The sequence below is a fragment of the Asticcacaulis sp. DW145 genome (assembly GCF_037101385.1).
Lineage (GTDB): Bacteria > Pseudomonadota > Alphaproteobacteria > Caulobacterales > Caulobacteraceae > Asticcacaulis > Asticcacaulis currens.
Genome location: NZ_AP029026.1, coordinates 268,506 through 290,103 on the forward strand (window position 1 = coordinate 268,506; position 21,598 = coordinate 290,103).

A 21,598-nucleotide genomic window follows, 5' to 3' on the forward strand; every position below is an offset into this window, starting at 1 on the left:
CGCTCAAAGTCAGAGGGGGTCGGGACGAAGCCCGACCCCCTTCCCTCAGTCTCATCCGGGTTAAACCGTCACCTTCAGTTCGTCAGAGCCAGTTGCTGGCGCGCCTGCCACACGCCCGCCACTTCCGCAGGTGCGACCCCAATGGTGACATCCTGACCGCTCGCTTCCTTTAACCGGATCAGCCAGGGTTTGCGCGATCCGGGCTGATAGGCCTCTGCCAGAGCGCGCACGTCGTCTTCAGGTATTTCAAAAATGACGCGGGTGAACTGACTGCACTCACCGGGCATCTCAAACAGCGGACAATAGTCGGTCCAGTGCGAAACCGTCGTGGGTTCAATCTTCACGATACGACCGGCGATCTCGTATCGGACTTCCGTAATTTCCCGCCGCGCCCCCGTATAGGTCAACTGATGCGAGACTTCCCAGCGCGTCTGGCCGGAAGCCCGCTGAACAGAGGCCTGAACGTGCCCATCCCAGATGAAGACCCCTCGAGCCGGGCCGGGCTTAAGGGTCGCCTTTTCCGTGGACACCACGATGGCGTCGTCGAGGTGATCACCCCTTATCACGGCTCGACGCGCAAAATGAGACGGTTCGATCTTGGCCAGTCCCCTGGACAGACGCAGGCTTTCGGCCGGGGCCATGTCCGAAGGGGTGAACAGGAAGGCGGCCATTACGGCCAGAGGGAGGGCACTCATACAAAAGTCCTTTAAAACTGCGCCGTCAGGCTGAGGCTCAGAATATGATCAACGGTGTCTTCGCGGGGACGGCGCACCCACTGATGGATATAGCCGGACTCAAGGGTCAGTTTGGAGGTAAGCGGCACCGACACGCCGACACTGTTTCGCCACCGGTCAAGGCCTTCGCGTTGCCCCCATGGCGTGCGGTTCGCCGCCCAGAAAGCCTCGCTCCACACGACGCCGCTGACTTTCGGTGTGAGCGGCTTGCTGAAGCGAAGCTGCTGACGTAGCCGCCAGCCGGTCTCGTCGCGACCCTCTATCCATCTTTGCTCCAGCCGCGTGCGTCCGTTCAGCACCGCGCCGCCCTCTAAGGCGGCCACGCGGTACGACACCTGCTGCCACAGACGGTGTTCATCCGTCTTGGCCGGCCCCGGCGGGTTGGTCTGCACGAAGGCATAGCCGAGGGCCCCGCGCGTGGTCGGGCTGAAACCATAGCTGACACTCGGACGGATCAGATACTGCCCCAGACGCGAGGCGTCGTTGTTAAAACGCTTCTGCACCTCGAGGGTCGCGGAGACGCGGTCATTCAGCTTGAAATGAGAATGCAGGCCCCCCCACACGGCTGTATCCTCGCTCGCCGCCTGAGCGGCAAAAGGTAGAAGACAACCAAAAACGAGCGGCACCAGCCGGGTTATGCGAAACATCAAACAGGCCCTGCAAAATGAGAAAAAGACGCAGGCGGGTCAGTAGACGGGGGGTGTCAGCGTCTGACCCGCCTGCACACGGCGTCAGTAAGGGGGGGTTACTTCGCCGAATAGGGCAGGGAGGAGTGGTGCAGAACGATGCGCAGCTTGCCTTCGCCATCACGGACATAGCCCCAGGTCTTGTCCACCACGGTGACATTGCCCTTGGCGTCGGTCAGGGTCACATTGCCCATGGAAATAGCGCTGTCGCCGGTGATGACGATGCCGGCATTGTCGATCTTGAAGCTGCGCCAGCTCTTGAGCGCAAAGCCTTTGTCGTTGGGGAATTTCGTATCACCGCCCACAAAATAGGCCAGCGCGCCGTCGCGGGTCGTGCGGAAGGTTTGCGGGGCCACCGTCAGGGTCGGCTTGAACAGCACCGGGCCGTAATTGTAGCCATAGGCGCTGTCCAGCACCTTTTCCGCCAGACGCTTGGCGGCCGCGTAGCCGTTCTTGTCATTCTCGGTCGAAATGGCGACCAGCGCTTCGCCCCAGGCCTTCTGGGCGGCTTCGACCTCGGCCACGGTGATCGGGGCATAGACGGCCGGGCTGATCTGAGCCGCATTACCGGCTGCCAGCGCCGGAGCGCCCGCAAAGGCCAGCGGCAAAGCCAGAGCCAGACAGGCAGCCTTCAAAGTCATCTTTTTCATGGTGTCGCACCTTTCCAATTCAAACGCCGTCATCATCGTTGCGGCTTGTGAGGAGAAGGTAGGGGCAGACGGGCCGGCGGCGCATCCGCCGACTGGCGCGCCTTGCGGCCTAGGCCGGATGGCCTATGCACAACAGGGCTTCCCCGGTATAGAGACGAACAATGGAAAGTGCCTCCCCTTTGCTGACGACGCAGATCGAAACCGTCGCCGAACTGCGCGAGCTTTATCGCGCGGCGGAGGCGCGGGCGGCGCGTCTGCGGCTGTTGTCACAAGCCGGGGGTGAGCTGGCGCTGGCCGAAATGACCAATGTCGAGAACGTGCTTCAGACGTGCGCCGGGCGACTGGCGCATTTTCTGGGCCGGGGCCGGGCGTCTATCGCGCCACAGGGTCCGGGGCTGGGACTGCGCGCGCCGGGTCAGAGCGAGGGAGCACCCCCTGCCCCCTTTGCCTATGTCAGTATCGACGGCTTCACCGATCTGAGCGACATTCCAGATGGCGAGGACCGCGAGGCCGTGCGGCTCGTTCTGGAACTGATGGGGGCCACGGCCAGTCGTATCGAACGCGAAGCTGAACGCGGTCGCCTCACCGCCACCCTGCGTGAGCGTGAGCAGAGGCTGGAATATGTCCTTGGGCGGTTGTTCACGGCGCAGGAAGACGAGCGCCGCCGCCTGTCGCACGAACTGCACGATGGCGTGGCTCAGACCGCTACGGCATTGGTCCGCCTGCTCGAAGGCGGGACAGATCGCGCGCATGAGCCCGTCGCCGGGCCGCAGCGGGTGCGTCTGGCGCAGATTGCACGCGAACTGGTGCAGGAGATCCGCGCCATTATCGGCGGTCTGCGCCCCACCCTGCTCGATGATCTGGGACTAAGCGCGGCTCTACGTCATCTGGCGGAGGAGATGGAAAAGGCAGGGTACAGCGTCACCCTTATCTTGCCGGAGGAAGCCCCGATTCTGCCCTGCGCCGTCGAAACCGCCCTGTTTCGCGTGGCGCAGGAGGCCGTCACCAATATCCGCAAACACGCGGGCGGTCCCTGCCCGGTCACGATGTCCCTGACCATGGATGCGCCATCGGGGATCACCTTACGTATAAGTGATCGCGGACGCGGCATAACGCCCGCTGAGACCGCGCTCAGGTCGGACAGGCAGGGGACGCAGGTAGGTCGTGAAGTGATGCATGAACGGATGTTGGCCATCGGCGGGGACCTCCTGTGGGAGGCAAAGGCTGAAGGTGTGTGCGTCACCGCGCATCTGCCCCATCTGCCCCTGCCGCCTTCCTCGTGAGTTTCGTTTTGGCTTTAGACTCGTTTCGCATACTGATTGTCGATGACCACGCCCTGGCGCGTGAAGGGCTGAAGGCCGTGCTGAGCAACAGCGGTTTCAGCGTCGTGGGCGAGGCCGCCGACGGACCGGCCGCCATTGCCCTGACCCAGACCTTGCGCCCGGATGTGGTGCTTATGGATGTGCGTCTGAAAGGGGAGATGGACGGGCTTGAGGCGACACGGCGTATTGCCGCTCTGGGGTTGCCGACACGGGTTCTGATGCTCACCCTGCACGACCTGCCCGCCTATGTGCGTGAAGCGCTGACGGCAGGGGCTGCGGGCTATGTGCTGAAAGACACGGCCATTGACGACCTGCAAGCGGCCATTGTGCGCGTGGCACAGGGGCAGACCGCCCTGCCGCTCGATCTGGTCAGTGCCGCCCTGCGCGCGCCCGAACCGGCCGAGCGCGACCCGGTCGCCCTGTCAAGCCTGACCGCGCGTGAGCGCGAAATCGTCAGTCTGATTGCCGAAGGCATGACCAATAAGGAAATCGGACGACACCTCGGCATCAGCCCGGCGACGGTAAAGGCACATGTCGAGCGCCTGATCGCCAAGCTGGGGGTCACAGACCGCACGCAGGCGGCGGTGCTGGCGTCGCGGCATCTGACGGCGGGGCGCGAGGCATGAGGCTGGCGCGTTTCCTCACCCGCTTCTGGGCCGACCGGCCGCTGGCGCTCAAAGGGCTGGTGGTCGTCGCTTTGCCGCTGGCCATCCTGCTGGTGTCGCTGAGCCTGTTGTTTCAGGCCAGTCATGCCGAAGAGGAGGCCGAAGACGATGTGCGTCGCGCCTTCGCCGTTCAGCGCGACACCTATCAGGTGCACGCCCTTCTGGCCGAAGCCGCCGCGGGCGTGCGCGGCTATGTGCTGACACGGCAGGCGCGGTTTCTGGAACCCTATCGCAAAGCCGAGGCCGATCTGCCGCCGACCTTTGAACGACTGGACGGCATCATCCGGGATGCGGAGATCCGCAACCGGTTTGAGCGCATACGCACTTTGGCGGTGCGCAAACGCGAAGGGCTTCACGCGATTGTCGAACTGGCGGACGCGCGCACGGCCCATGCGCACAATACCTCTGAAATCGAGGCCGCACTGGTTGCCAACAAGATTGTGCTTGATGCCATGCGCCAGGAAATCGACCGTATTCAGGTGCGCGAAAACACCCTGCTGGACCAGAGGCTTCGCCGCGTAGAAGAGGTCCGCAACCGCTTCCTCTTTCTGACCGCCATCAGTGCCGTCGTGGGCCTGCTGGGCAGTCTGGCGGCGGTGTACCTGTTCTCGACCGGCATTGTGCGCCGCATCGGCAACCTTGAGGACAATGCCGAGCGACTGGCGCAGGGCGAGGCCCTGACGGAGCTGCCGCAGGACGCCGACGAGATCGGGCGGCTGGCGCAGCGCCTCGTGCGCGCCAGCGCCCTCCTGCGGGGCCGCGAACAGGCCTTGCGCGAAAGCGAGGAACGCTTCCGCCTGGTGATCGAAGAGGTGCGAGACTACGGTATTTTCGCGCTCGATCCCACCGGCGTGGTGACAAGCTGGAATCTGGGCGCTGAGCGCATCAAGGGCTGGACGGCGGCGGAAATTCTGGGGCAGCATTTCAGCCGGTTTTATCCTGACGAAACGCGCGATTTTCTGCCGGCGCGTATGCTCCAGAGGGCGCGCGAACGCGGGACGGTCGAAGACGAAGGCTGGCGACTGCGCAAGGATGGCTCGCGCTTCTGGGCCAATGTGGTGATCACCAGCCTGCATGACGATAATGGTCAGGTGCGCGGCTTTGCCAAGGTGACGCGCGACATGACCGAACGCCGACGCACCGAAGAGGCGCTGCGCATGGCGCGTGAGGACGCCATTGCCGCCAATCTGGCCAAGAGCGAATTTCTGTCGCGGACCAGCCACGAACTGCGCACGCCGATGAGCGCCATTCTGGGCTTCGGGCAGTTGCTGGAACTGGATGAGGAGACGCTGTCCCCGTCACACAGGGCCGCCGTCCAGCAGATCATGAAGGCCGGACGGCATCTTCTGGCCCTGATCAACGACCTGCTCGATATTTCCAGCATCGAGGCCGGAGCGACCGACATGTCGATCGAAGCGGTCGATCTGGACGATGTGGTGCAGGAGGTGCACGCGCTGGCCGCGCCGATCGTGGCTACGGGCGGATTGAGCTTCCAGCTTGAGGCAGCTGAGACCGGTCTGATCGCCCAGGCGGACCGGCGGCGTCTGATACAGGTTCTTCTGAACCTGATTGCCAATGCGGCCAAATATAACCGCACCGGCACCTGCGTGCGTCTGGCCTATGGGCGCAACGGTGCGGACATTCGCCTCGAGGTCGAAGACGATGGCGAAGGCATAGACCCGTCGGCCGCCTCACGGCTGTTCACTCCGTTTGATCGACTGGGGCAACAATCAAAAACGCGGGTCGAAGGCACGGGACTGGGGCTGGCCCTGTCGAAACGTCTGGTGGAATCCATGAACGGCCAGATAGGCTATGAGGCCCCGGCGAAGGGGGCGCGCTTCTGGTTCACCCTGCCGGGCGTCCAACCGGCCCAAATGCCGCAGAAGGATTGACAACCATGCCGGGACCCCTGATCACACCGGGAGAGCTCGTGTCGCGCCGTATCCTCGTCATCGACGATGAAGAGGCCAATGTGCTGCTGCTGACCACGCTTCTGAAACGTGAAGGCTACACGGACGTGCACGGCATAACCGACCCGTCGCGCGCCATGCAGGCCTTTATAGACCTGTCGCCCGATCTGGTGCTTCTCGACCTTATGATGCCGGAAGTGGACGGGTTCCAGTTGCTCGAAGCCTTTGGCCGCCATGAACGCGCCGATGAATACCGCCCGGTTCTGGTACTGACGGCAGATACAACGCTTCAGGCGCGCCGTCGCGCCCTGTCTCTGGGGGCCAAGGACTTTGTGGCCAAGCCCTTCGATGTGATCGAGGTGGCCCTGCGCATATCAAACCTTCTGGAAACCCGGCTTCTGTATGAGCGCCTGCGTCAACCGTCGCCTTGAGGCGCATCGCATATTCAACGCCGGCGTTTCGCGCCTTTGGTCGGGACCCTGGCGGGTTCAAGACCCAGATCGGCCACGGCAGTGGCGGCCAGCAGAAACGCCCCGACCCCGTAATATTGCGTGTCGTCGTATCCGACAGCGTCCGGGCGGTCGCTGATCGGCTGCACATAGCCGAACTTGCCATCCTCATGCACGGCGGAAACGAGTGCTGCCCAGCCCCTGCGGATGGTCGGTTCATAGGTGGCGCGGTCAAGCAGGCCGGCCTTCGCCCCCCACGCCAGCCCGAAGACATAGAAGGCGGTGCCGCTCGATTCCGGCAGGGCCGTCTTGGGGTCGCTCAGCAGGGAGGGCGACCAGAAGCCATCGGGTTTCTGGATGGTTTTGAGTTTGGCCGACATCTCCCGGAAGATCGTCTCCATCCGCGTGCGGTCGGCATCGCCTTTGGGCAGGTAAGGGATCATCCGCGCCAGCCCGGCCAGCACCCAGCCGTCGCCGCGGCTCCAGAAGACCTTGCGTCCATTGGGGTCTCGCCGCTCGAAGAAGCGCGAGTCGCGATAATAGAGATGCTCTTCCTTGTCATAAAGCATGTCCGTCGTTGCGAAAAACTCCTTCACGGCAAAGTCGCGGTAGCGCCGGTCACCGGTGGCCTGCGCCAGTTGCAACCAGGTCGGCGGGGCCATGAAGATCGCGTCGCACCAGCACCAGCGCTCATCGCAGCCCGCCCCACCCGGAGCCGAATATTCGTGATGGATCAGGTCGTCCTGCGACGGATGGGCGAGGATCTGATCGAAGCTCGCCTTCAAAGGCGCAATGGCCTGCGGCCCGGCCCCCTGACGGTAGGCCCACAGATAGGATTGCCCGATAACGTGATCGTCGGCGTGGTAGAGGCGACGCCCCAGCTCCCATTTGTTGGCCACCCCGCGCGACAGGATCACCTGCCTGAAGTGCGGCTTGTCCGAATGGTCAGCCAGCGCGGTAAGGCCGACAAACAGCGCCCCCTGCACCCAGCCCTTCATGTCCGAGGTGCCGAGCGCTGCGTTTTGCGGAAATTCGCCGCCGGCCATGGTGGCCAGTTGATAGTCAGCCACACGCTCGGCCAGCGTCAATATCTCCGCCCGGCTCAAGGGCATTCTGGCCGCAGGCCGCGCGGCGACCGGCGTTTCGGCCACGGCGGGCAGGCCTGGCGCCATACAGGCCAGAGACACCACGGTCGTGGCAAGGAGAAGGGCACGCTTCATCAGACGGTTCCTCTGGCAGAGTATGGACATCGGCGTTGATGCCGTTCGCGGAAGTGCATCCTGAGGGCGGCAGGCGAACAACTCAAGTTCAAATATAGGGACAATCATTCAAAAACAAATTGCGCAGATCGTCCCGACGCGTATCCTCTGATCAAGAGGCAGGACCGCTGTGCGGCGACGGCCTTACCTATAAAAGAGACAGGGACGCCATGACTGATCTGACCCGCCGCCGCGCGCTGTTTTCGGGCGCCGCCCTCCTGTCCGGAAGCTGTCTGGCGGCACTGGCCGTCCCGGCCCGCGCCAGCGCCGAGCCCGTCGTGATGGCCGATGCACCGCTTTTGCCCGCCATCCGTTTGACGGCAGCGCTCAACCGCCCCTATCAGGACCTGTCCGGGGCCTGGGCCTATTCCAAGGATCTCTACAAGACCGGCTGGTCCACCCTGATGGACTGGAAGCCCAATCGCGGCAACCAGCGATTCAGCGACGTTGATGTCGCCGCCGAAGAGGCCAGAGACCGCTATGCCCTGTTTGAATACGACATGCAGAATGCCCCGCGCATGGCTTTGCCAGGTGCGTGGAACGCGGCCCTGCCGCAACTGCGCTATTATGACGGACTGATCTGGTTTCAGCGCACCTTTCTGGTCAGCCCGAAGCCGGGTGAGCGCGTGCTTTTGCGCTTTGAGGCGGTCAACTATGTGACGCAGGTCTTCGTCAACGGCAAAACCGCCGGCGCGCATGAAGGCGGTTTCACCCCCTTCACCCTGGATGTTACGGGGCTGGTCCGCGACGGCGTCAATCAGGTGACCCTCGGCGTCGATTCCAGCCATACGGACCAGAGCGTACCGCCGCGGGTCACCGACTGGGACATCTATGGCGGGGTGACGCGCCCGGTGCGCCTGTTTGTCGTGCCCGATACCTTCATCGACGACCTTTATATCCGCTACACGCCCGAAGGCCGTATCCTCGCCGAAGCCCGTCTGATGGGGCCGGCGTCGGCGGGCAGCGACGTCACCCTGTCTCTTCCCGCGCTCAAGCTGATGGCACGCGGGCGCACCGATGAGACCGGCACGGCGCACTTTGACCTGAAGGCCCCGCGCGGCCTCAAGCTGTGGACGCCGGAAGGTCCGACCCTTTATGAGGTCACGGTGACGGCAGGCACGGATTCGCTGAGCGATCGCGTGGGGCTGCGCACCATCGCCGTCAAGGGGCATCAGATCCTGCTCAACGGCAAGCCCGTTTTTCTGCGCGGGATCTGTCTGCACGAAGAAGAGTTCGGCTCAAACCCGGCGCGCAACATGACCGAACCGGCGTCGCGGGCCCTTCTGACCGAGGTCAAGCACGGACTGAACGGCAATTTCGTGCGCCTGTCCCACTATCCGCATTCTGAGGTGACGACGCGACTGGCCGATGAGATGGGGCTTCTGGTGTGGAGCGAGATTCCGGTCTATTGGGCCGTCGCCTTTGGCGATGCGCGCGCACTGACTACCGCCCGGCGTATGATGGCCGAAAACATCCTGCGCGACCGCAACCGCGCCAGCATTATCATCTGGAGCGTCGGCAACGAGACGCCGAAAACCGAGGCGCGCAACCATTTTATGGGTACGCTGGCCGACGACGCCAAACGCCTTGATCCCTCGCGCCTGACCTCGGCTGCGCTTTTGGTCAACAAGACGAAGGTGGACGGTGTGCTGCACGCGACGATCGACGACCCTATGGTCGATAAGCTCGATATCCTGTCGGCCAACACCTATACGGCCTGGTACGGCAATGACCGGCTGGAGGACGTGCCCGCGATTAAATGGTCAGCACCGGTGGACAAGCCGCTGATTTTCTCAGAGTTCGGGGCCGATGCGCTGGCCGGGTTCCATGCTCCCGACCGTCGCAAGTTTTCCGAAGAGTTTCAGGCCGATTTCTATCGCGCGACTCTGGCCAACGCCGCCACCGTGCCCATTCTGGCCGGACTATCTCCGTGGATTCTGAAGGACTTTCAGACGCCACGGCGCGAACATCCGGTTTATCAGAATGGGTGGAACCGCAAGGGCCTTCTGTCGGAAACCGGTGCCCGCAAACAGGCCTTCGCCGTATTGGCGGAGTGGTATTCCCAAAGAGCGATTTGAGCGCGCCTGGACATTGCCCCCCCTAGGTGACGAGGTAAAATCAGTGGGGGAGACAAAGCCGACTTCGGTTGCGCAGGCATTATCCCGTCTGCGGCAGATAATGGATATTCTGAAGCCCAAACTTCAAGATAAGCTGCGGCATTTCCGACAGAGATCTGACTTGATGTCCGCTTAGACGTCGTCCAAGGGACCTCGCGTGCCGATTAAGGCCAAAAGGCGACATCGCGATAATGTCAACCTTATCGGAGGTATCAGCGCTGGTAGATATTGCACGCGAGGGCGCAAAGAACCATTTCCAAACGTGTAAGTTCTCCCGAATGACCATTTCGAACGCCACCTAATACACATTCCGCATAAGATGTAATATACAAACCGCACGTTTCAATAGATTGAACCGCACCGGATATGCCGGAGGCCTAAACTCAATAACAATATAGGGCCATTTTGAAATAGCAACCGAACTCCACATGACGGTCGTATGAACGATAAAGATCTACGACCGTCAGGTTTTAGCGGTGATTTGTGCTTAATTTCTTTAGCAATAAGATCAAAGGGTAATAGGAGATTCACCTCAAGCTAGGAAAACTTGCGCCAAGTGATTCAAACGCATAAATTTTATTATCGTGTTGATATTATTGCGTTTATCTTAAGGTGCGGGAGCCAGATTTGAACTGACGACCTTCAGGTTATGAGCCCGCCATTAATTTGCTTATCTAATTGATTTAAAATTACTATTTGCTTCTGGAAATTTTTCTGGGCTAAAAAATGAGCTAAATTGAGAGGGGCTAGCCTTGGGCTGGCTTCCTAGAAATCCATAGCAGGATCGAACTTCTCCTACAGGAATCCGCGCCGCGGTATCGGGGTCAATAGCTCGACTTGTCCAGTCCCACTCGACCCTCGGCGGACAGACACCAGACGAGGCCTACCTAGGATCAGGAACATCGAGGCAAGCGGCATAATCACACCACAGACACAAGCTTTGCTAAGCGGCAAACCTGTCCGTGAAACCGGAGCCAGCTCTCCACTCATCTTACTCGCCGCATCCCAACTCCCCTCTGGTTGACCTGGGAGACCTGCCTTTTGATATCTCGCCTATCGCGCACTCGACCGGAGGTTTGCGTTGAGTCCGGAATAGTGGATAACTGTGGCGAACCTCCCGTAACCGCCCGGGTGGACTGAGAGGCGTCATGAAGAAAAAAAACTCCTGGTACAAAAACACGGCGATGCCGGGCCTAAAATGTGCGGTGCTCGGTTATGGACTTTTGGCACTTTCTATGTTCGCCCCGCTGAGCGGCAGCTATCACGCGTGTGTAGAGAGGAATTCTCAACGCTATAGCCATGCACTGGAACGCCTGCGTGCCGGTCAGCCGATCGATGAAACAAAAGACTTTGAACATATTGCAAGTTGTCAAGCAGAGCGCGAGGACGCGAACACGTTGGAGGCAATAAGGATAGCGCTTTACTTCGTAGTCGCGGTGCTATTGGGGACCCGTTTTCATAACACTGCGGTTAAGGTCTTAGTTTTCCCATTTCAGTGGGTGAGGAAGCGGCTCAGTCAGCCCTGACTGTAAATTCGCCCGCAATTCTGGCCTCCTAGAGGTCGATCTTCGCGTCCAACTCGCCCCCTTAGGCTATGCGATCCCCTCGTAAAGTATGCGCCTCAGAAGACTATGTAGGACGCGAAAAGGGGTGTGTTTTGACTGCGATTTGACAGTTTAGGTGAATTTCAACAGTGAATAGGCAAATTAGAACGCCAAACTTCTTTAATTTTAATCAACTGAATGTACTGTATCTCTCTTAAATGCTTAATCGAAAAGCTCAATTTTAAGCAAAAAACGCGACCATGCACGACATGAAGCTTAGCATGTAGTTTTTTAGGTTCTCCTTTTATGGAAAACGTACCAGAAATCAAGGGGTAGTCTTCCAGTTTGGATCCAGACAGCAATGGAACAGAAACGGGATTGCCAATAACCTTTTTGCAAACAAAAAAAATCAAAGCTCTTCCATCCACCTCCCTCTGCATTATGTCGTATAATTCAAATTGGCGCTCAACAATATTCTTTGCATGATCAGGAAGAGAATCAACTAACATCGAAAGCACATAATGTTCAGTTACAGTTATTGAATTGCCCACACTAAGCCTTGTTAATATAGATCCAAATTGTCTTTTCAAAGTTATACCTTTACAACTGCGCTATATCATCAGTTCAAACAGTTCGTCTTTTGGAACCCACAACCTAGCAGGCGTATGTCTAAATATTAATACGAATCTGGGGCTCTCTGAATTCCCAATGCATCGCTAATGAGATCGTCAATTGATCTGTAGCTATTAAGCGCCCATTCACCACATGGGTCGACCCGCTTTGGAATTACATTTTTCGTTTACAAATGTGCGCCTTGCTACAGAATAAAAACAGTGCTGTTTAAGAACTTTATCTACAGTTAAATCAGATTTTCCTATATTCGCGAATAATCCCTTTGTCCAAGGCATTTTATTAATCCAAACCGGCGGAATTAACAGCTTGTCGGGAGAAGGAATAGGCCCGCTAAAATTAAAATCAGGTACAAATTGATTGTAAATATATATCAAGTTAGAGCCATGCATAGGTGCGTTTGGAAAATCTATGTTCGCCTTGATCACCAAGCCCAATATATAACCACAGTCCTTGATATTTAACACAAATACATCTCCGGCACAGATGGACTTGTTTGATTTTTTTATTGGCATCATGTTTGTTATCATGTTCTTAATAGCCATTATTTTAAGTGCAGCTTCACCCCATTTCACGAATAACAATCTCAAAACAGTTGGCCCGTTCGCAACAGTTACACTAAAATGGGTGATTAAGCATATCGGATTTACTTATGGTGCGATTTCGGATATCCAGAAATTGCCTTCCAAAGCATGGCAGCGTTACAAACTAATAATCCAAAAACAATTACGAGAGATCCGGGGGAGAACAAAACGTTCTCCTTCACCGCTTTAAATACTATGAGTGCCTGAATCGCGATCGTAGCACCGAAAGCGATCCCATACCGAGCAACATACCTTCGTCGCGTTTTCATATTTCTCAGCATCCGCATTTTTTTCCGTGGGAAGCCCTTCGTCCAATCGTAGTTCCCAACGCCAGCTCCCAGAATACTCGCACTAAGAAAATTCGGAGCGACCACTCTTCCGATCGCACAGAAATCATTGAGACGCGGTGATGGTTCTCGTTCAGACCTGAGCACGCGGCTTCGTCCCGGCACCATTCGCCAGGCAGGCGGATATCAACCTTGGCCGTGCCCGTTGTGAACACCTGCGCCGCCCCGAACGGCGTGACATAGGCATCCCTGACCTAGGCTTTTGTGGCAATGTTTCGCATAAGAAACCAGCATGCGAACTTTGGGATAACGACGCTTCGTGGATGGATTTGATATCGGCCAAAAAAATCCCCACAGAAATAAGAGTTACCGAAGAGGGCGCGTGCCGCCAAATTCGACAAAATCGCGGAGAGGTTACCTGCAGTAACTGCCTTTGGGTTTCAGTAGTGACGAAAATTGTCTTGGTTCAACGTAATATCGCGCATTTTCAGATTTAACATTACCGTCCGCATCAACAAAGTACACACGGCCCCTGTTGCCAATAATTTTTACTTTCACGTTTCTGGAGTCATATATTGATTTTGGCTTATATTCTCTGAGAGAGGAATGGAAATCCTTAGAATTAATGTAGTATAAACAGCCTCTTTTTTCTATATCACTTTCCGAAGTGGGAACAAAAGGATCTATAGAAAAATCGAAATAGAAAACTTCGTAAGTCGCCACCTCTGATCTAGCGACCTCTCCTAAGGGTAAAAGCAATGCGATTGTAAAGATGAAAGGCTTTATCAATTTGTGGGCCCCCAAATTATCTTGTTAACGACGTAAGCGATCCTTTCAGGCAATCCAGCTTGGCGCCTCATTGGATTTTCATTCGTATTTACATTATTCATTCCGACGTTGCCCCCTGGAATTGATCCAGTTTAGAGTTGGCTCTGGCCCCTAAAAGAGGACCAGAGAATGAAGCGCAGGCTAATCTTTCGGCACCCAGTTTCCGCTTTCCGGGCCCAATGCTGCCTCGACGTGATCACACGCAATGGGGTCGCCATATCCGCTCCACGGCGCGGACGGAGTGATGAGCCACAAGCTATCTCCCGGTCCAATCAAGGACTGCAGTTGTTCCATGACGCTCTCAGAAGATTTTTTGGTTCTCACCATTATTGTTGTCGGCGTGAGGATTGCCCAGTCACCTAAGCTTTTAACGCTGGCTGAGAATGCAGTTGCGTACCGCTCTTCGACTTCAAAAATAATGAGGAAAGTTGCAGTTTGACCCATCTTTTTTGATTTTCCTCAAAACTTGACCCTCCATGTTTGCTATGGATTGACCCACGCTTCCCCAGATCGTGTAAGGGGTTCATGGCCGAACCAGGGGTCAGCGTGAAACGAAAATTTCAATCTTCAAAGGGTCAAATTTCTGTGAAACTCAACACACAGTCACACACCCAAATATTTACATTTGAACTTCCACTCGCTGTTTGTGCTGCGCATCAAGAGGTTTTGAAGTCCACTTTGCGTGCCCGACCCATCCGTAACCTGACGCGCGCAAGAAATAATTTCTACCAAGAACGAGAGGGCGACTAGCCACGTACTCTGAAAACCCAGGCGGTACTTCTCCATATACGAGATGTTTTAGCTCAACGCACTTGGGAGAGCTGCTTATTGACCAAATTAAATCGTTTCCATCCAGAACACTTACGCTGTTAACACAAGGCTTTCTGTAATTCACACCTGATGAAAAGACATGAAAAGACGTCTGCCCATTGCCTTGATCAACCTCGATGTCCAACCCACTTGAACAAGAGGCAATACTTAGAGCACTTAAAGCGCATAAAATACTAACAATAAAATTTATTTTATTTTTCAGTCTCACCATTCTTCTTCCCTCATTACATCTGGGATCAGACCTCCGGACTTCAACACGACGGAGAACATGTCAGAGGTCGATGAGTCCCTCTATTTTGCGAATCAACATAGCCTCCGACCACTTGCGCTTGCTGTTCCTTGCCCAGATCATTAAATTTTGTATCAATGTTGACTTCGGTTATATCATATGAATTTTTGCCAGACATTTTTTTTAATTGAATCCGCTGCAATACCCAACGGCCTAGTTTTATCTGGCGCGTACTTATATTGCCAAACGTGAGTATAATCGGGCGCCAACAGCCCGGGATCGGTTTTCGACAGATCATATGAATAGTAGTTTTTGTTTACATATATGTTATTCTCGATTGTAATTGCCGGCGAGTCATTCATAAAAGCCACCATAGCTGCAATGTTTCCCGCAGATCCATTCTTGATGTCTACTTTGTCAAAGTATAAATTCCCAAATATCAGCCGAAGGACATCTTTTTCACGGTCCGTTGGGGGCCTCAGACCAGTTGGATCGGCCTTATTGACGGGGTCTCCGCCTGTGTAAGCATATAGATTGAGGTCATCTTTTGACCCGATGGGGTCGGTTTGTAAAAGCTGTCACCTCTGACGCGGCAGATCGTATCGGGATGGATTTTCCCCTGTTGCCTCCGTGGCTTACGGCGCATTTTCGCCGTCGCGATCCACGCGCTGGCTAAAAATCGCCTTGAGGCAGTTTTCTTCAGATTTCAAAGACCTTTAGGCGAACTTCAGACACGGCTGCACTCGCTCGATCAAACCAATCGCCCGATCATATGATTTACAGGCACCAACCTACTTGAGCGGGGTATTGCTATTATGATCTGGGCTTCTTTTTGGTGAAAATAGGTGAAGACCCCAGTAATCATCAGAATTACACCAAGCCAGAACATCAAGAACAATGCCGGCCCCACCCATCTACTCCAAATATAAATCAGCTGAAATAACTCAAAGGACAAATCAGTAACAACAATAGCTGATTGAATTAATCCAATAAAAAATATCACCGTCCCTTTCTGTTTATTATTCATTTTTCGCATCCTGAAGTCGGCTCTGCCATGCATCGTCTTTGTTGAGGCGAAATTGGGTCATCTGGCTAGGGTCTCTATCCTTGCCCCAGTTATCCGAGTTCCCCGCTGACCTGCCTGTAAGATCTTTATAGGCTCCGGCGGCAAAACTGTTGGAATTCGAATGAGCTGTATAGTCTATAGCCGCTTCGTTGACTGCGTTTGAATACTCTTGATCTTGATTAGCAGCCTCACGCCCGGAAATACCCTCTATTACTGTAGAGTCCAGTATGCTAACTAATTTATTTCCCTCTTTTATCACTTGAGTATCCTGACTTTTATCCGCAGTTGTGACTTCTGATGTTAGCTTTAGGGTGTCGGTTAGAGCCTTTGCGAAAAACATTATGCCCTTCGCGTCAGGTCCACCCCGAGCGATCCACTTCTCACCAGTCTCGGAGTCCTCAATTACCACATACATGTGATGAGGTTTGCCCGGAGCAGAACGCCCTTTCTCAAACACGGAATACTGCATCATCATATTTCAAAAGCCCCCCCCCCCAACGATTTAGTGGTAGATCGGCCAACGACCAATTCCACCTGAAAGTTAATGACCGTTGATTTTCCTCAAAACTTGCCCCTCCATGTTTTCTGTGGATTGACCCACGCTTCCCCAGATCGTGTAACGGGCTCATGGCTGAACCAAGTGTCAACGTGAAACGAAAATTACAAGCTTCAAAGGGTCAGATTTTGGCGAAACTCAACACCAAAGTATCACTGATTGATCATGCTCGATTTTTACCGCCCAGTATTTATAATATTCCCCACCCTTTCAACAATTATCTCAGGACTCTCCCTTGATAAGGCAATAGGAATATACTTTGTCTTGCCATTACTTAATTCAAATTGTATAGAATTTAGCTTGTATATACCGTAATTTATTTTCTTTATAGACACGATTTTAACATCAGACACCGGGACCGATTTTAAAATAGAACTTAAGTAGCATATTTTTCCCGATTTACAGTATATAATTAATCCGTTGAAAAAAAATGCCCTAATTAAAATAGCTAATAAATATGACAAAGGGTATATACTTATAATCGAGCATATAAAAAGCGCACCATACTTTGATGGCTTTATCAAATCGTAACCCAATGCAAACTCAGAGAATAACAACAAGGGAGAGGTTAATGATAAAAATGCAAAAAGCGGAAGACCAGTTAACAATTTTATATAAGAAACTTTAGATATCGGCATTCTCTATTCCCCTCCGTATCTTTACCGGCTTGCGCGGCCATTTCGCCAGCCGCATCACAAGCACCGGCCGCCCCCTTGCACTAAGCGCAACCCTAGCACAGGGTTGTGCAAATCCAAGATGCTCGCGATTTTCATTGCCAATTCAGCTGACCGGGAAGCAGGAGGTTTCTCAGAACAGAGGGAGCGCCCGCCCTACATCCCGATGTCACATTTGCGCTGCCTCACGTAACGACCTCAGGCGGTGGCAAGGTGAACTCTTTCTCCCTATTCTCCCACGCCTTGTCGCGCTCAGTGCCTTCGGTAACGGCGTATGATGATCATCGCCAAGGTTGCGATCCGCCATGGCCTAGGCCTCAGATAGGGTCTGCGTCTGATCGAAGCCACGTAAGGATGATTTCAACCTGGAGCCCGGCGCTACGGCGCTACTGTAATGCTGCATTTTTGAGCCGCCCCTCTCTTCTTTGCCAACTCTCGGCAGCGGCCTAAGGCCTGACTGTTCTTCTCTCTTAATTTCTCACCGTGGACAATTGCAGCCCAGGCCTCGGGCTTTTCCGCCTGCATCAGGACCGCACCTGCCTCCCACCGGTCGGTCCCCACCAATGCAGCGGCTACCTGGGTTCTGACTTCCAGCGGCAGCAGTCTCGGCAACACGAACAACACCAGTAGAACGCCTGCCAGCAACCCGAGACCGCCGACAGCTATCAAATGCGTCCACCGCCTCTGCCGATCCTGTAGATTCCTTGTGATCCGTTCGAGCGTAAAGGCGGCACTGTCAAAGCGTTGGGCCTTTTGCTCCAGCGTTTTGACCGCGGCCCACACCACGTTCGCGCCTGCCCGCTCGAAAGCCTGAACGCCTCCCTTAAGCATCGGCGTGGTCTCCATGGCCTTCAACCTGTCAGCGATGTTTACGCACACCTCCTTGAGCCCAGCCAGATCCTGTCCGAGGTCGGGCCTCGCCTGAAGGGCTTCGACCTGATCGAACAGGGCCTCCACGCCCTGCCGGATAAGCTTCAGCTCCGCCGCTGTCGCCGTGCCGCGCTTGTCGATCGCTTTGCGCAGCCCATCAAACGCTTTTGTGGCGGCCTCCGCCTCATCAGTGGTGCTGCCCTTAGGCCACGTGTCGTCCTCCATGATCTCCCCCTCTACAGCTCAAACCCCCGGTCTCGTTCCAGGCCGCGCTGAAGCTTCCGCTCAAGCTCCCGGCTGAGACTGTCCCGGCTCTGTTCCAGCCCAAGACCCAGCTCCTTGCGCCGGTAACGCAGGTGGGATTCCATCTGCGGATCACGAGCGATCTCCCTCGCCGTCTCCTGCATCCGCTGCTCAAGAGCCTTGCGCGCATCCGCGTGCTGCCAGCCTCTGAGACGGTCATGCTGTTCAGTAAGAGCCTTCCAGCGTTTCACCATTCGATCAGCCCGAACAGCCGGGTCAGCGAGGGCCTGACGCTCCTGCGCCATGCCCTTGATCAGGGCCTGCGTCCTCGCCTCCCCAGTCATTTCCGTTGCGGCGCGCCGCATGCCGGGTGCGTGTTCGAGGCCCGAGGCCATGACACTGGCCGCGCCGGGCTGGGTCTTTTCGAGCGCTTCCGCCGCCTGATTCAATGCCTGCTTCTGGCCTTCGAGGACGGGCAGTCCCTTTTGCTCCATTTTCTGGATGTCGCTGTAAGCCCGGGCATAGCGATCGGTGGCCTTCTCCAGCGGTGAACGACTGCCGACATAGGGCAGATCTCTCTCAGGCTTTTGTGTCCGCCAAACCTTGTGAGCGTCCCGATCCCTGTTGATTTCGGCATCGAAGTCTTTGTCTATGCCGGCCACCGGCAGCTTCAGTCCGGCGAATATGTCGCGCTTTTGAGCTGTGGGCTCCTTGCCACTGTCGGTGTCGGTCACCGGCAGTTTCAAGCCGGCAAAGATGTCGCGCCTTATGTGAGCTGCTGACGCGGCATCAATGCTTCGGCTACGCTCCTGCCTCGTCTCTGCCTGTGGCACGGACTCTGTCGCGGCCTCTGGCCCTGCCTCCGGGGCCGCCCATTGCCGCGCCGGATAGATGATGTCGCTGTCCATACCGCGGCGCTGTGCAAAGCCTGTGGTGCCTGTGGCTGGCTGTCCGGTGTCGTGGCGTCGGCCGCTTGAGTCCACATAGTCCAGAACGGTCTCCTTGGCTCCGGAGCGGCTCAGGGTCCGGGTCAGGTCCCGATGATCATCAAACTGATCCCGACCGGCATAGAGGGTGGCCTCGTCCCTGTGGCGGGTCATGGACACATAGGTCATGTGCCGGTCCATGGTCTCTGAGGCCAGAACATAGGCCCGGTCAACCGTCGTCCCCTGCGTCTTATGGATGGTGGTCGCATAGCCATGATCGAAGGCCTTGTAACTGCAGGCGTCGATTTCAACGGTCTTTTGGCTCCCATCGGGTCTGACGATCAGTTTGCTGTTCTCTATGCGCTCGACCGTTCCCAGCGTGCCGTTCTTCACACCCATCTCGCGGTCATTCTGTAGGAAGACCAGACGGTCCCCTTCGGTGAACGGACGTTGCCCATCTTCCGTGCTGAAGGTGACGTCTTCGCCCTTCAGATGCCCCCTCGCCTTCAGTTCCTCACGGATGCCGTCGTTGAGCTCGCGCACATCGACGCGCCGATGCGCCATGGCCGCGCGTGTGCCATCCGGGCGGGCTTCGACGTCGTTCACATAGTCCCGGACAAGTGCGGTTGTTGCTTCGTTTTGGTCGACTTTGAGGTGCACATGTCCGTGCGCGATATAGGCCGCCATTCCTTCGGCCGTGCGCTGGGTGGCAAAGGCTTTGGAGGCATCTTTCTGCCAGTCACTGCGCTGGCGACGGACGTCCTCTACCGAGGCATAGCCCACCTGTTCGGCAATGGCCCGGAAGGGTGCGCCGGCACCAATGGCCTGAAGCTGCTCGTGGTCGCCAACAAGCACCAGCTTGGCCCCTGTGCGCTCGGCCTCCGACACAAACCGATCCATCTGGCGTGAGCCGATCATACCGGCTTCGTCTATGACCAGAACATCGCCTGGGCCAAGCTCAGACGTGCCCATCTTCCAGCGTGTATCCCATGAGGCCAGTGTGCGTCCTTCGATCCCCGCACTCTCTTCCAGACTGGCCACCGCCTTACCCGCCAGTGCTGCACCATGCACGGTGTAGCCTTGCGCTTCCCAGGCCTCTTTGGCTGCTGCGAGCATTGTGCTTTTGCCGGCGCCGGCGAAGCCCACAACGACGGCTATCTGCGCATCACCTGTGATGTGACGGACCGCGTCCTTTTGCTCTTCGCTCATGCCGACATCTCGGAGACGGCGCGCCCTTTCTGAAGCGGATATCTCGTCCGGCAAACTGGCAGAAACGCTTCGCCTGATCGCCTCGTCCTGACGGCCTATGGCGCGCTCTACATGCCGGTCTGCGACCGTGTGATCGGTACACTCCGCCATGGCCTCGACATGGCTTGCCATGCGCGTTTCGAGCTCGACGAGTTCGCGGGTGGAATAGCGCGTACCGTCAGGGCCTTCGGCCAGACGTACAAGTTCATCTGACGCCATGACTTTCGTGAAGAGCGACTGATATTCTGAGGCGTCCTCATTGATGTAGCGATGGAGTGTGCGGGCGACGTCCTTGCGGTCGAAGACGCTCTTCTCTCCGGTGATCAGGGTGAGCACCTGATTGGGGTTCTGACGGATCAGATCGGCATTGCGCGCCCTCGCCTCCTCGGCCAGCCGTTCGCGCTCTACTGACTGACCCCGACGGTCCATCTGTGTGGCGTGCACGCCCACGTGCTGGGTGGGTTCAATTTCCAGGCCCCGTTCCTCATGCGAGCGGTGATCAATACGGATGTCATGGCCCGCATTGGCGAGGGCATGATTAGTGCGTTCTTCCCACTCCAGACGCAGGGCTTTGAGTTGTTGGTCCGTAGTCAGCCGATCATGCGCCTTCAGCCATTTGTTTTCACGTTCAAGGTCGCTCTTGTCGCCGAGGCCGTCAGGGCCAACGGTACGGGTGGTCAGGAGGATATGCGCATGGTGATTGCGCTCATCCATGGCTTCATCTGGTGCGTGGATAGCGAAGTCCACGGCCACACCGTATTTATTAGAAACTGACTGAGAAAACTCTCTGACCAGTTCTAAGCGCTGGTCTGCATTCAGCTCATGCGGCAGGGCGACTTCGATCTCGCGGGCGACGCGGGCGTCTTTGCGCTTTTCGGCCCTCTCTGCGGCATTCCACAGTTGCTCGCGATCACGTGCCCAGTTGGCATCGACACCCTCTGGCAGGACGATCTCCGTATGCTCCACGCCGCCCTTGCGGGTGTAGTCATGCGTGAGGCCATCGCGTTCGTTGGTGAGTCTGGTGCCTGAGCGATAGGCGGCCGCGGCCACGGCGGAGCGACCCGACCCGCGGGCTATGGGCTTCATGCTCAGGTGGTAGATGGCCATGATCCGCTCTCAGGCTAAATCCAGACGACACGCCAGAACACTCAGAAACAAACGCCGACGCTACGGTACGGTTCGGAACGCTGCACAACGTCGTGGCAGTCCATGCACCACAAGGAGAGGCTCCACAGGCGACACGGTACGCCACGCCACATAAGGGGTGCGGGGGCGGCGCCCCCGCGTCTT

The 21,598-nt window shown here is 56.6% G+C and carries 17 protein-coding genes; 6 read left to right on the top strand and 11 right to left on the bottom strand.

All coding sequences use genetic code 11. The annotated features are described in order from the left end of the window. Positions 1-74: 74 nt before the first annotated feature. The 3 genes from AACH73_RS18220 to AACH73_RS18230 all read right to left on the bottom strand — a co-directional run bounded on the left by AACH73_RS18220 (position 75) and on the right by AACH73_RS18230 (position 2,070). Positions 75-695, bottom strand: a complete 621-nt coding sequence (locus tag AACH73_RS18220) for a hypothetical protein (RefSeq protein WP_338736432.1) — start codon at positions 693-695, stop codon at positions 75-77. 11 nt (positions 696-706) lie between these two features. After that, a complete protein-coding gene (locus AACH73_RS18225) occupies positions 707-1,381 on the bottom strand; it encodes a DUF2490 domain-containing protein (RefSeq protein ID WP_338736433.1) in 675 nt (224 codons plus the stop codon). 98 nt (positions 1,382-1,479) lie between these two features. Then, positions 1,480-2,070 carry a phosphoribosyl-AMP cyclohydrolase gene (locus tag AACH73_RS18230; protein ID WP_272741117.1) on the bottom strand — a complete coding sequence of 197 codons (591 nt, stop codon included), beginning with the start codon at positions 2,068-2,070 and terminating at the stop codon, positions 1,480-1,482. Positions 2,071-2,231: 161 nt separating this feature from the next. Here AACH73_RS18230 and AACH73_RS18235 point away from each other — a divergent pair, with 161 nt between their 5' ends. From AACH73_RS18235 to AACH73_RS18250, 4 genes are read left to right on the top strand one after another with little or no spacing between them, the layout of a single operon-like run. Continuing rightward, a complete protein-coding gene (locus AACH73_RS18235; RefSeq protein WP_338736434.1) occupies positions 2,232-3,353 on the top strand; it encodes a histidine kinase in 1,122 nt (373 codons plus the stop codon). An 8-nt stretch (positions 3,354-3,361) separates the two neighbouring features. Next, positions 3,362-4,018, top strand: a complete 657-nt coding sequence (locus AACH73_RS18240) for a response regulator transcription factor (RefSeq protein ID WP_338736435.1) — start codon at positions 3,362-3,364, stop codon at positions 4,016-4,018. Then, positions 4,015-5,949 carry an ATP-binding protein gene (locus AACH73_RS18245; protein WP_338736436.1) on the top strand — a complete coding sequence of 645 codons (1,935 nt, stop codon included), beginning with the start codon at positions 4,015-4,017 and terminating at the stop codon, positions 5,947-5,949. Before AACH73_RS18240 ends, AACH73_RS18245 begins: the two co-directional genes overlap by 4 nt. Before the next feature lie 5 nt (positions 5,950-5,954). Next, complete coding sequence (locus AACH73_RS18250; protein ID WP_272741121.1) at positions 5,955-6,398, top strand: response regulator; 444 nt, start codon at positions 5,955-5,957, stop codon at positions 6,396-6,398. 14 nt (positions 6,399-6,412) lie between these two features. Here the strand turns inward: AACH73_RS18250 and AACH73_RS18255 are convergent, their stop codons facing one another. Beyond that, on the bottom strand, positions 6,413-7,636 hold the full coding sequence (locus AACH73_RS18255) for a glycoside hydrolase family 88 protein (RefSeq protein WP_272741122.1): 1,224 nt from the start codon (positions 7,634-7,636) through the stop codon (positions 6,413-6,415). Positions 7,637-7,845: 209 nt separating this feature from the next. Between AACH73_RS18255 and AACH73_RS18260 the strand changes: the two genes are divergently transcribed. Both AACH73_RS18260 and AACH73_RS18265 read left to right on the top strand, forming a co-directional pair. Next, entirely contained in the window at positions 7,846-9,753 is a 1,908-nt protein-coding gene (locus AACH73_RS18260) for a glycoside hydrolase family 2 TIM barrel-domain containing protein (RefSeq protein ID WP_338736437.1), read from the top strand. 1,187 nt (positions 9,754-10,940) lie between these two features. Next, entirely contained in the window at positions 10,941-11,318 is a 378-nt protein-coding gene (locus AACH73_RS18265; RefSeq protein WP_338736438.1) for a hypothetical protein, read from the top strand. 161 nt (positions 11,319-11,479) lie between these two features. Here AACH73_RS18265 and AACH73_RS18270 read toward each other — a convergent pair whose 3' ends face one another. The 7 genes from AACH73_RS18270 to traA all read right to left on the bottom strand — a co-directional run bounded on the left by AACH73_RS18270 (position 11,480) and on the right by traA (position 21,415). Then, a complete protein-coding gene (locus AACH73_RS18270) occupies positions 11,480-11,926 on the bottom strand; it encodes a hypothetical protein (RefSeq protein ID WP_338736439.1) in 447 nt (148 codons plus the stop codon). Positions 11,927-12,094: 168 nt separating this feature from the next. Continuing rightward, complete coding sequence (locus AACH73_RS18275) at positions 12,095-12,541, bottom strand: Imm26 family immunity protein (protein ID WP_338736440.1); 447 nt, start codon at positions 12,539-12,541, stop codon at positions 12,095-12,097. A 1,265-nt stretch (positions 12,542-13,806) separates the two neighbouring features. Beyond that, positions 13,807-14,109 carry a hypothetical protein gene (locus tag AACH73_RS18280; RefSeq protein WP_272741126.1) on the bottom strand — a complete coding sequence of 101 codons (303 nt, stop codon included), beginning with the start codon at positions 14,107-14,109 and terminating at the stop codon, positions 13,807-13,809. 1,367 nt (positions 14,110-15,476) lie between these two features. Continuing rightward, positions 15,477-15,752, bottom strand: coding sequence for a hypothetical protein (locus AACH73_RS18285; protein ID WP_272741128.1), 276 nt, complete (start codon positions 15,750-15,752; stop codon positions 15,477-15,479). Then, complete coding sequence (locus AACH73_RS18290) at positions 15,745-16,266, bottom strand: hypothetical protein (protein WP_338736441.1); 522 nt, start codon at positions 16,264-16,266, stop codon at positions 15,745-15,747. Before AACH73_RS18290 ends, AACH73_RS18285 begins: the two co-directional genes overlap by 8 nt. A gap of 1,133 nt (positions 16,267-17,399) precedes the next feature. After that, positions 17,400-18,116: a DUF6118 family protein gene (locus AACH73_RS18295; RefSeq protein WP_338736442.1), complete on the bottom strand. Its 717-nt coding sequence runs from the start codon at positions 18,114-18,116 to the stop codon at positions 17,400-17,402. Between the two features lie 11 nt (positions 18,117-18,127). Next, the gene (gene traA, locus AACH73_RS18300; RefSeq protein WP_338736443.1) at positions 18,128-21,415 is read right to left on the bottom strand and encodes a Ti-type conjugative transfer relaxase TraA; all 3,288 of its coding nucleotides are present in this window, start codon (positions 21,413-21,415) and stop codon (positions 18,128-18,130) included. Between the last annotated feature and the right edge of the window lie 183 nt (positions 21,416-21,598).

Excerpts from the sequence above, each read along its gene's own strand:
- AACH73_RS18220 (WP_338736432.1), bottom strand. The coding sequence starts at position 695 with ATGAGTGCCCTCCCTCTGGCCGTAATGGCCGCCTTCCTGTTCACCCCT.
- AACH73_RS18225 (WP_338736433.1), bottom strand. The coding sequence starts at position 1,381 with ATGTTTCGCATAACCCGGCTGGTGCCGCTCGTTTTTGGTTGTCTTCTA.
- AACH73_RS18230 (WP_272741117.1), bottom strand. The coding sequence starts at position 2,070 with ATGAAAAAGATGACTTTGAAGGCTGCCTGTCTGGCTCTGGCTTTGCCG.
- AACH73_RS18235 (WP_338736434.1), top strand. The coding sequence starts at position 2,232 with ATGGAAAGTGCCTCCCCTTTGCTGACGACGCAGATCGAAACCGTCGCC.
- AACH73_RS18245 (WP_338736436.1), top strand. The coding sequence starts at position 4,015 with ATGAGGCTGGCGCGTTTCCTCACCCGCTTCTGGGCCGACCGGCCGCTG.
- AACH73_RS18250 (WP_272741121.1), top strand. The coding sequence starts at position 5,955 with ATGCCGGGACCCCTGATCACACCGGGAGAGCTCGTGTCGCGCCGTATC.
- AACH73_RS18255 (WP_272741122.1), bottom strand. The coding sequence starts at position 7,636 with ATGAAGCGTGCCCTTCTCCTTGCCACGACCGTGGTGTCTCTGGCCTGT.
- AACH73_RS18260 (WP_338736437.1), top strand. The coding sequence starts at position 7,846 with ATGACTGATCTGACCCGCCGCCGCGCGCTGTTTTCGGGCGCCGCCCTC.
- AACH73_RS18265 (WP_338736438.1), top strand. The coding sequence starts at position 10,941 with ATGAAGAAAAAAAACTCCTGGTACAAAAACACGGCGATGCCGGGCCTA.
- AACH73_RS18280 (WP_272741126.1), bottom strand. The coding sequence starts at position 14,109 with ATGGGTCAAACTGCAACTTTCCTCATTATTTTTGAAGTCGAAGAGCGG.
- AACH73_RS18285 (WP_272741128.1), bottom strand. The coding sequence starts at position 15,752 with ATGAATAATAAACAGAAAGGGACGGTGATATTTTTTATTGGATTAATT.
- AACH73_RS18290 (WP_338736441.1), bottom strand. The coding sequence starts at position 16,266 with ATGATGATGCAGTATTCCGTGTTTGAGAAAGGGCGTTCTGCTCCGGGC.
- AACH73_RS18295 (WP_338736442.1), bottom strand. The coding sequence starts at position 18,116 with ATGGAGGACGACACGTGGCCTAAGGGCAGCACCACTGATGAGGCGGAG.
- traA (WP_338736443.1), bottom strand. The coding sequence starts at position 21,415 with ATGGCCATCTACCACCTGAGCATGAAGCCCATAGCCCGCGGGTCGGGT.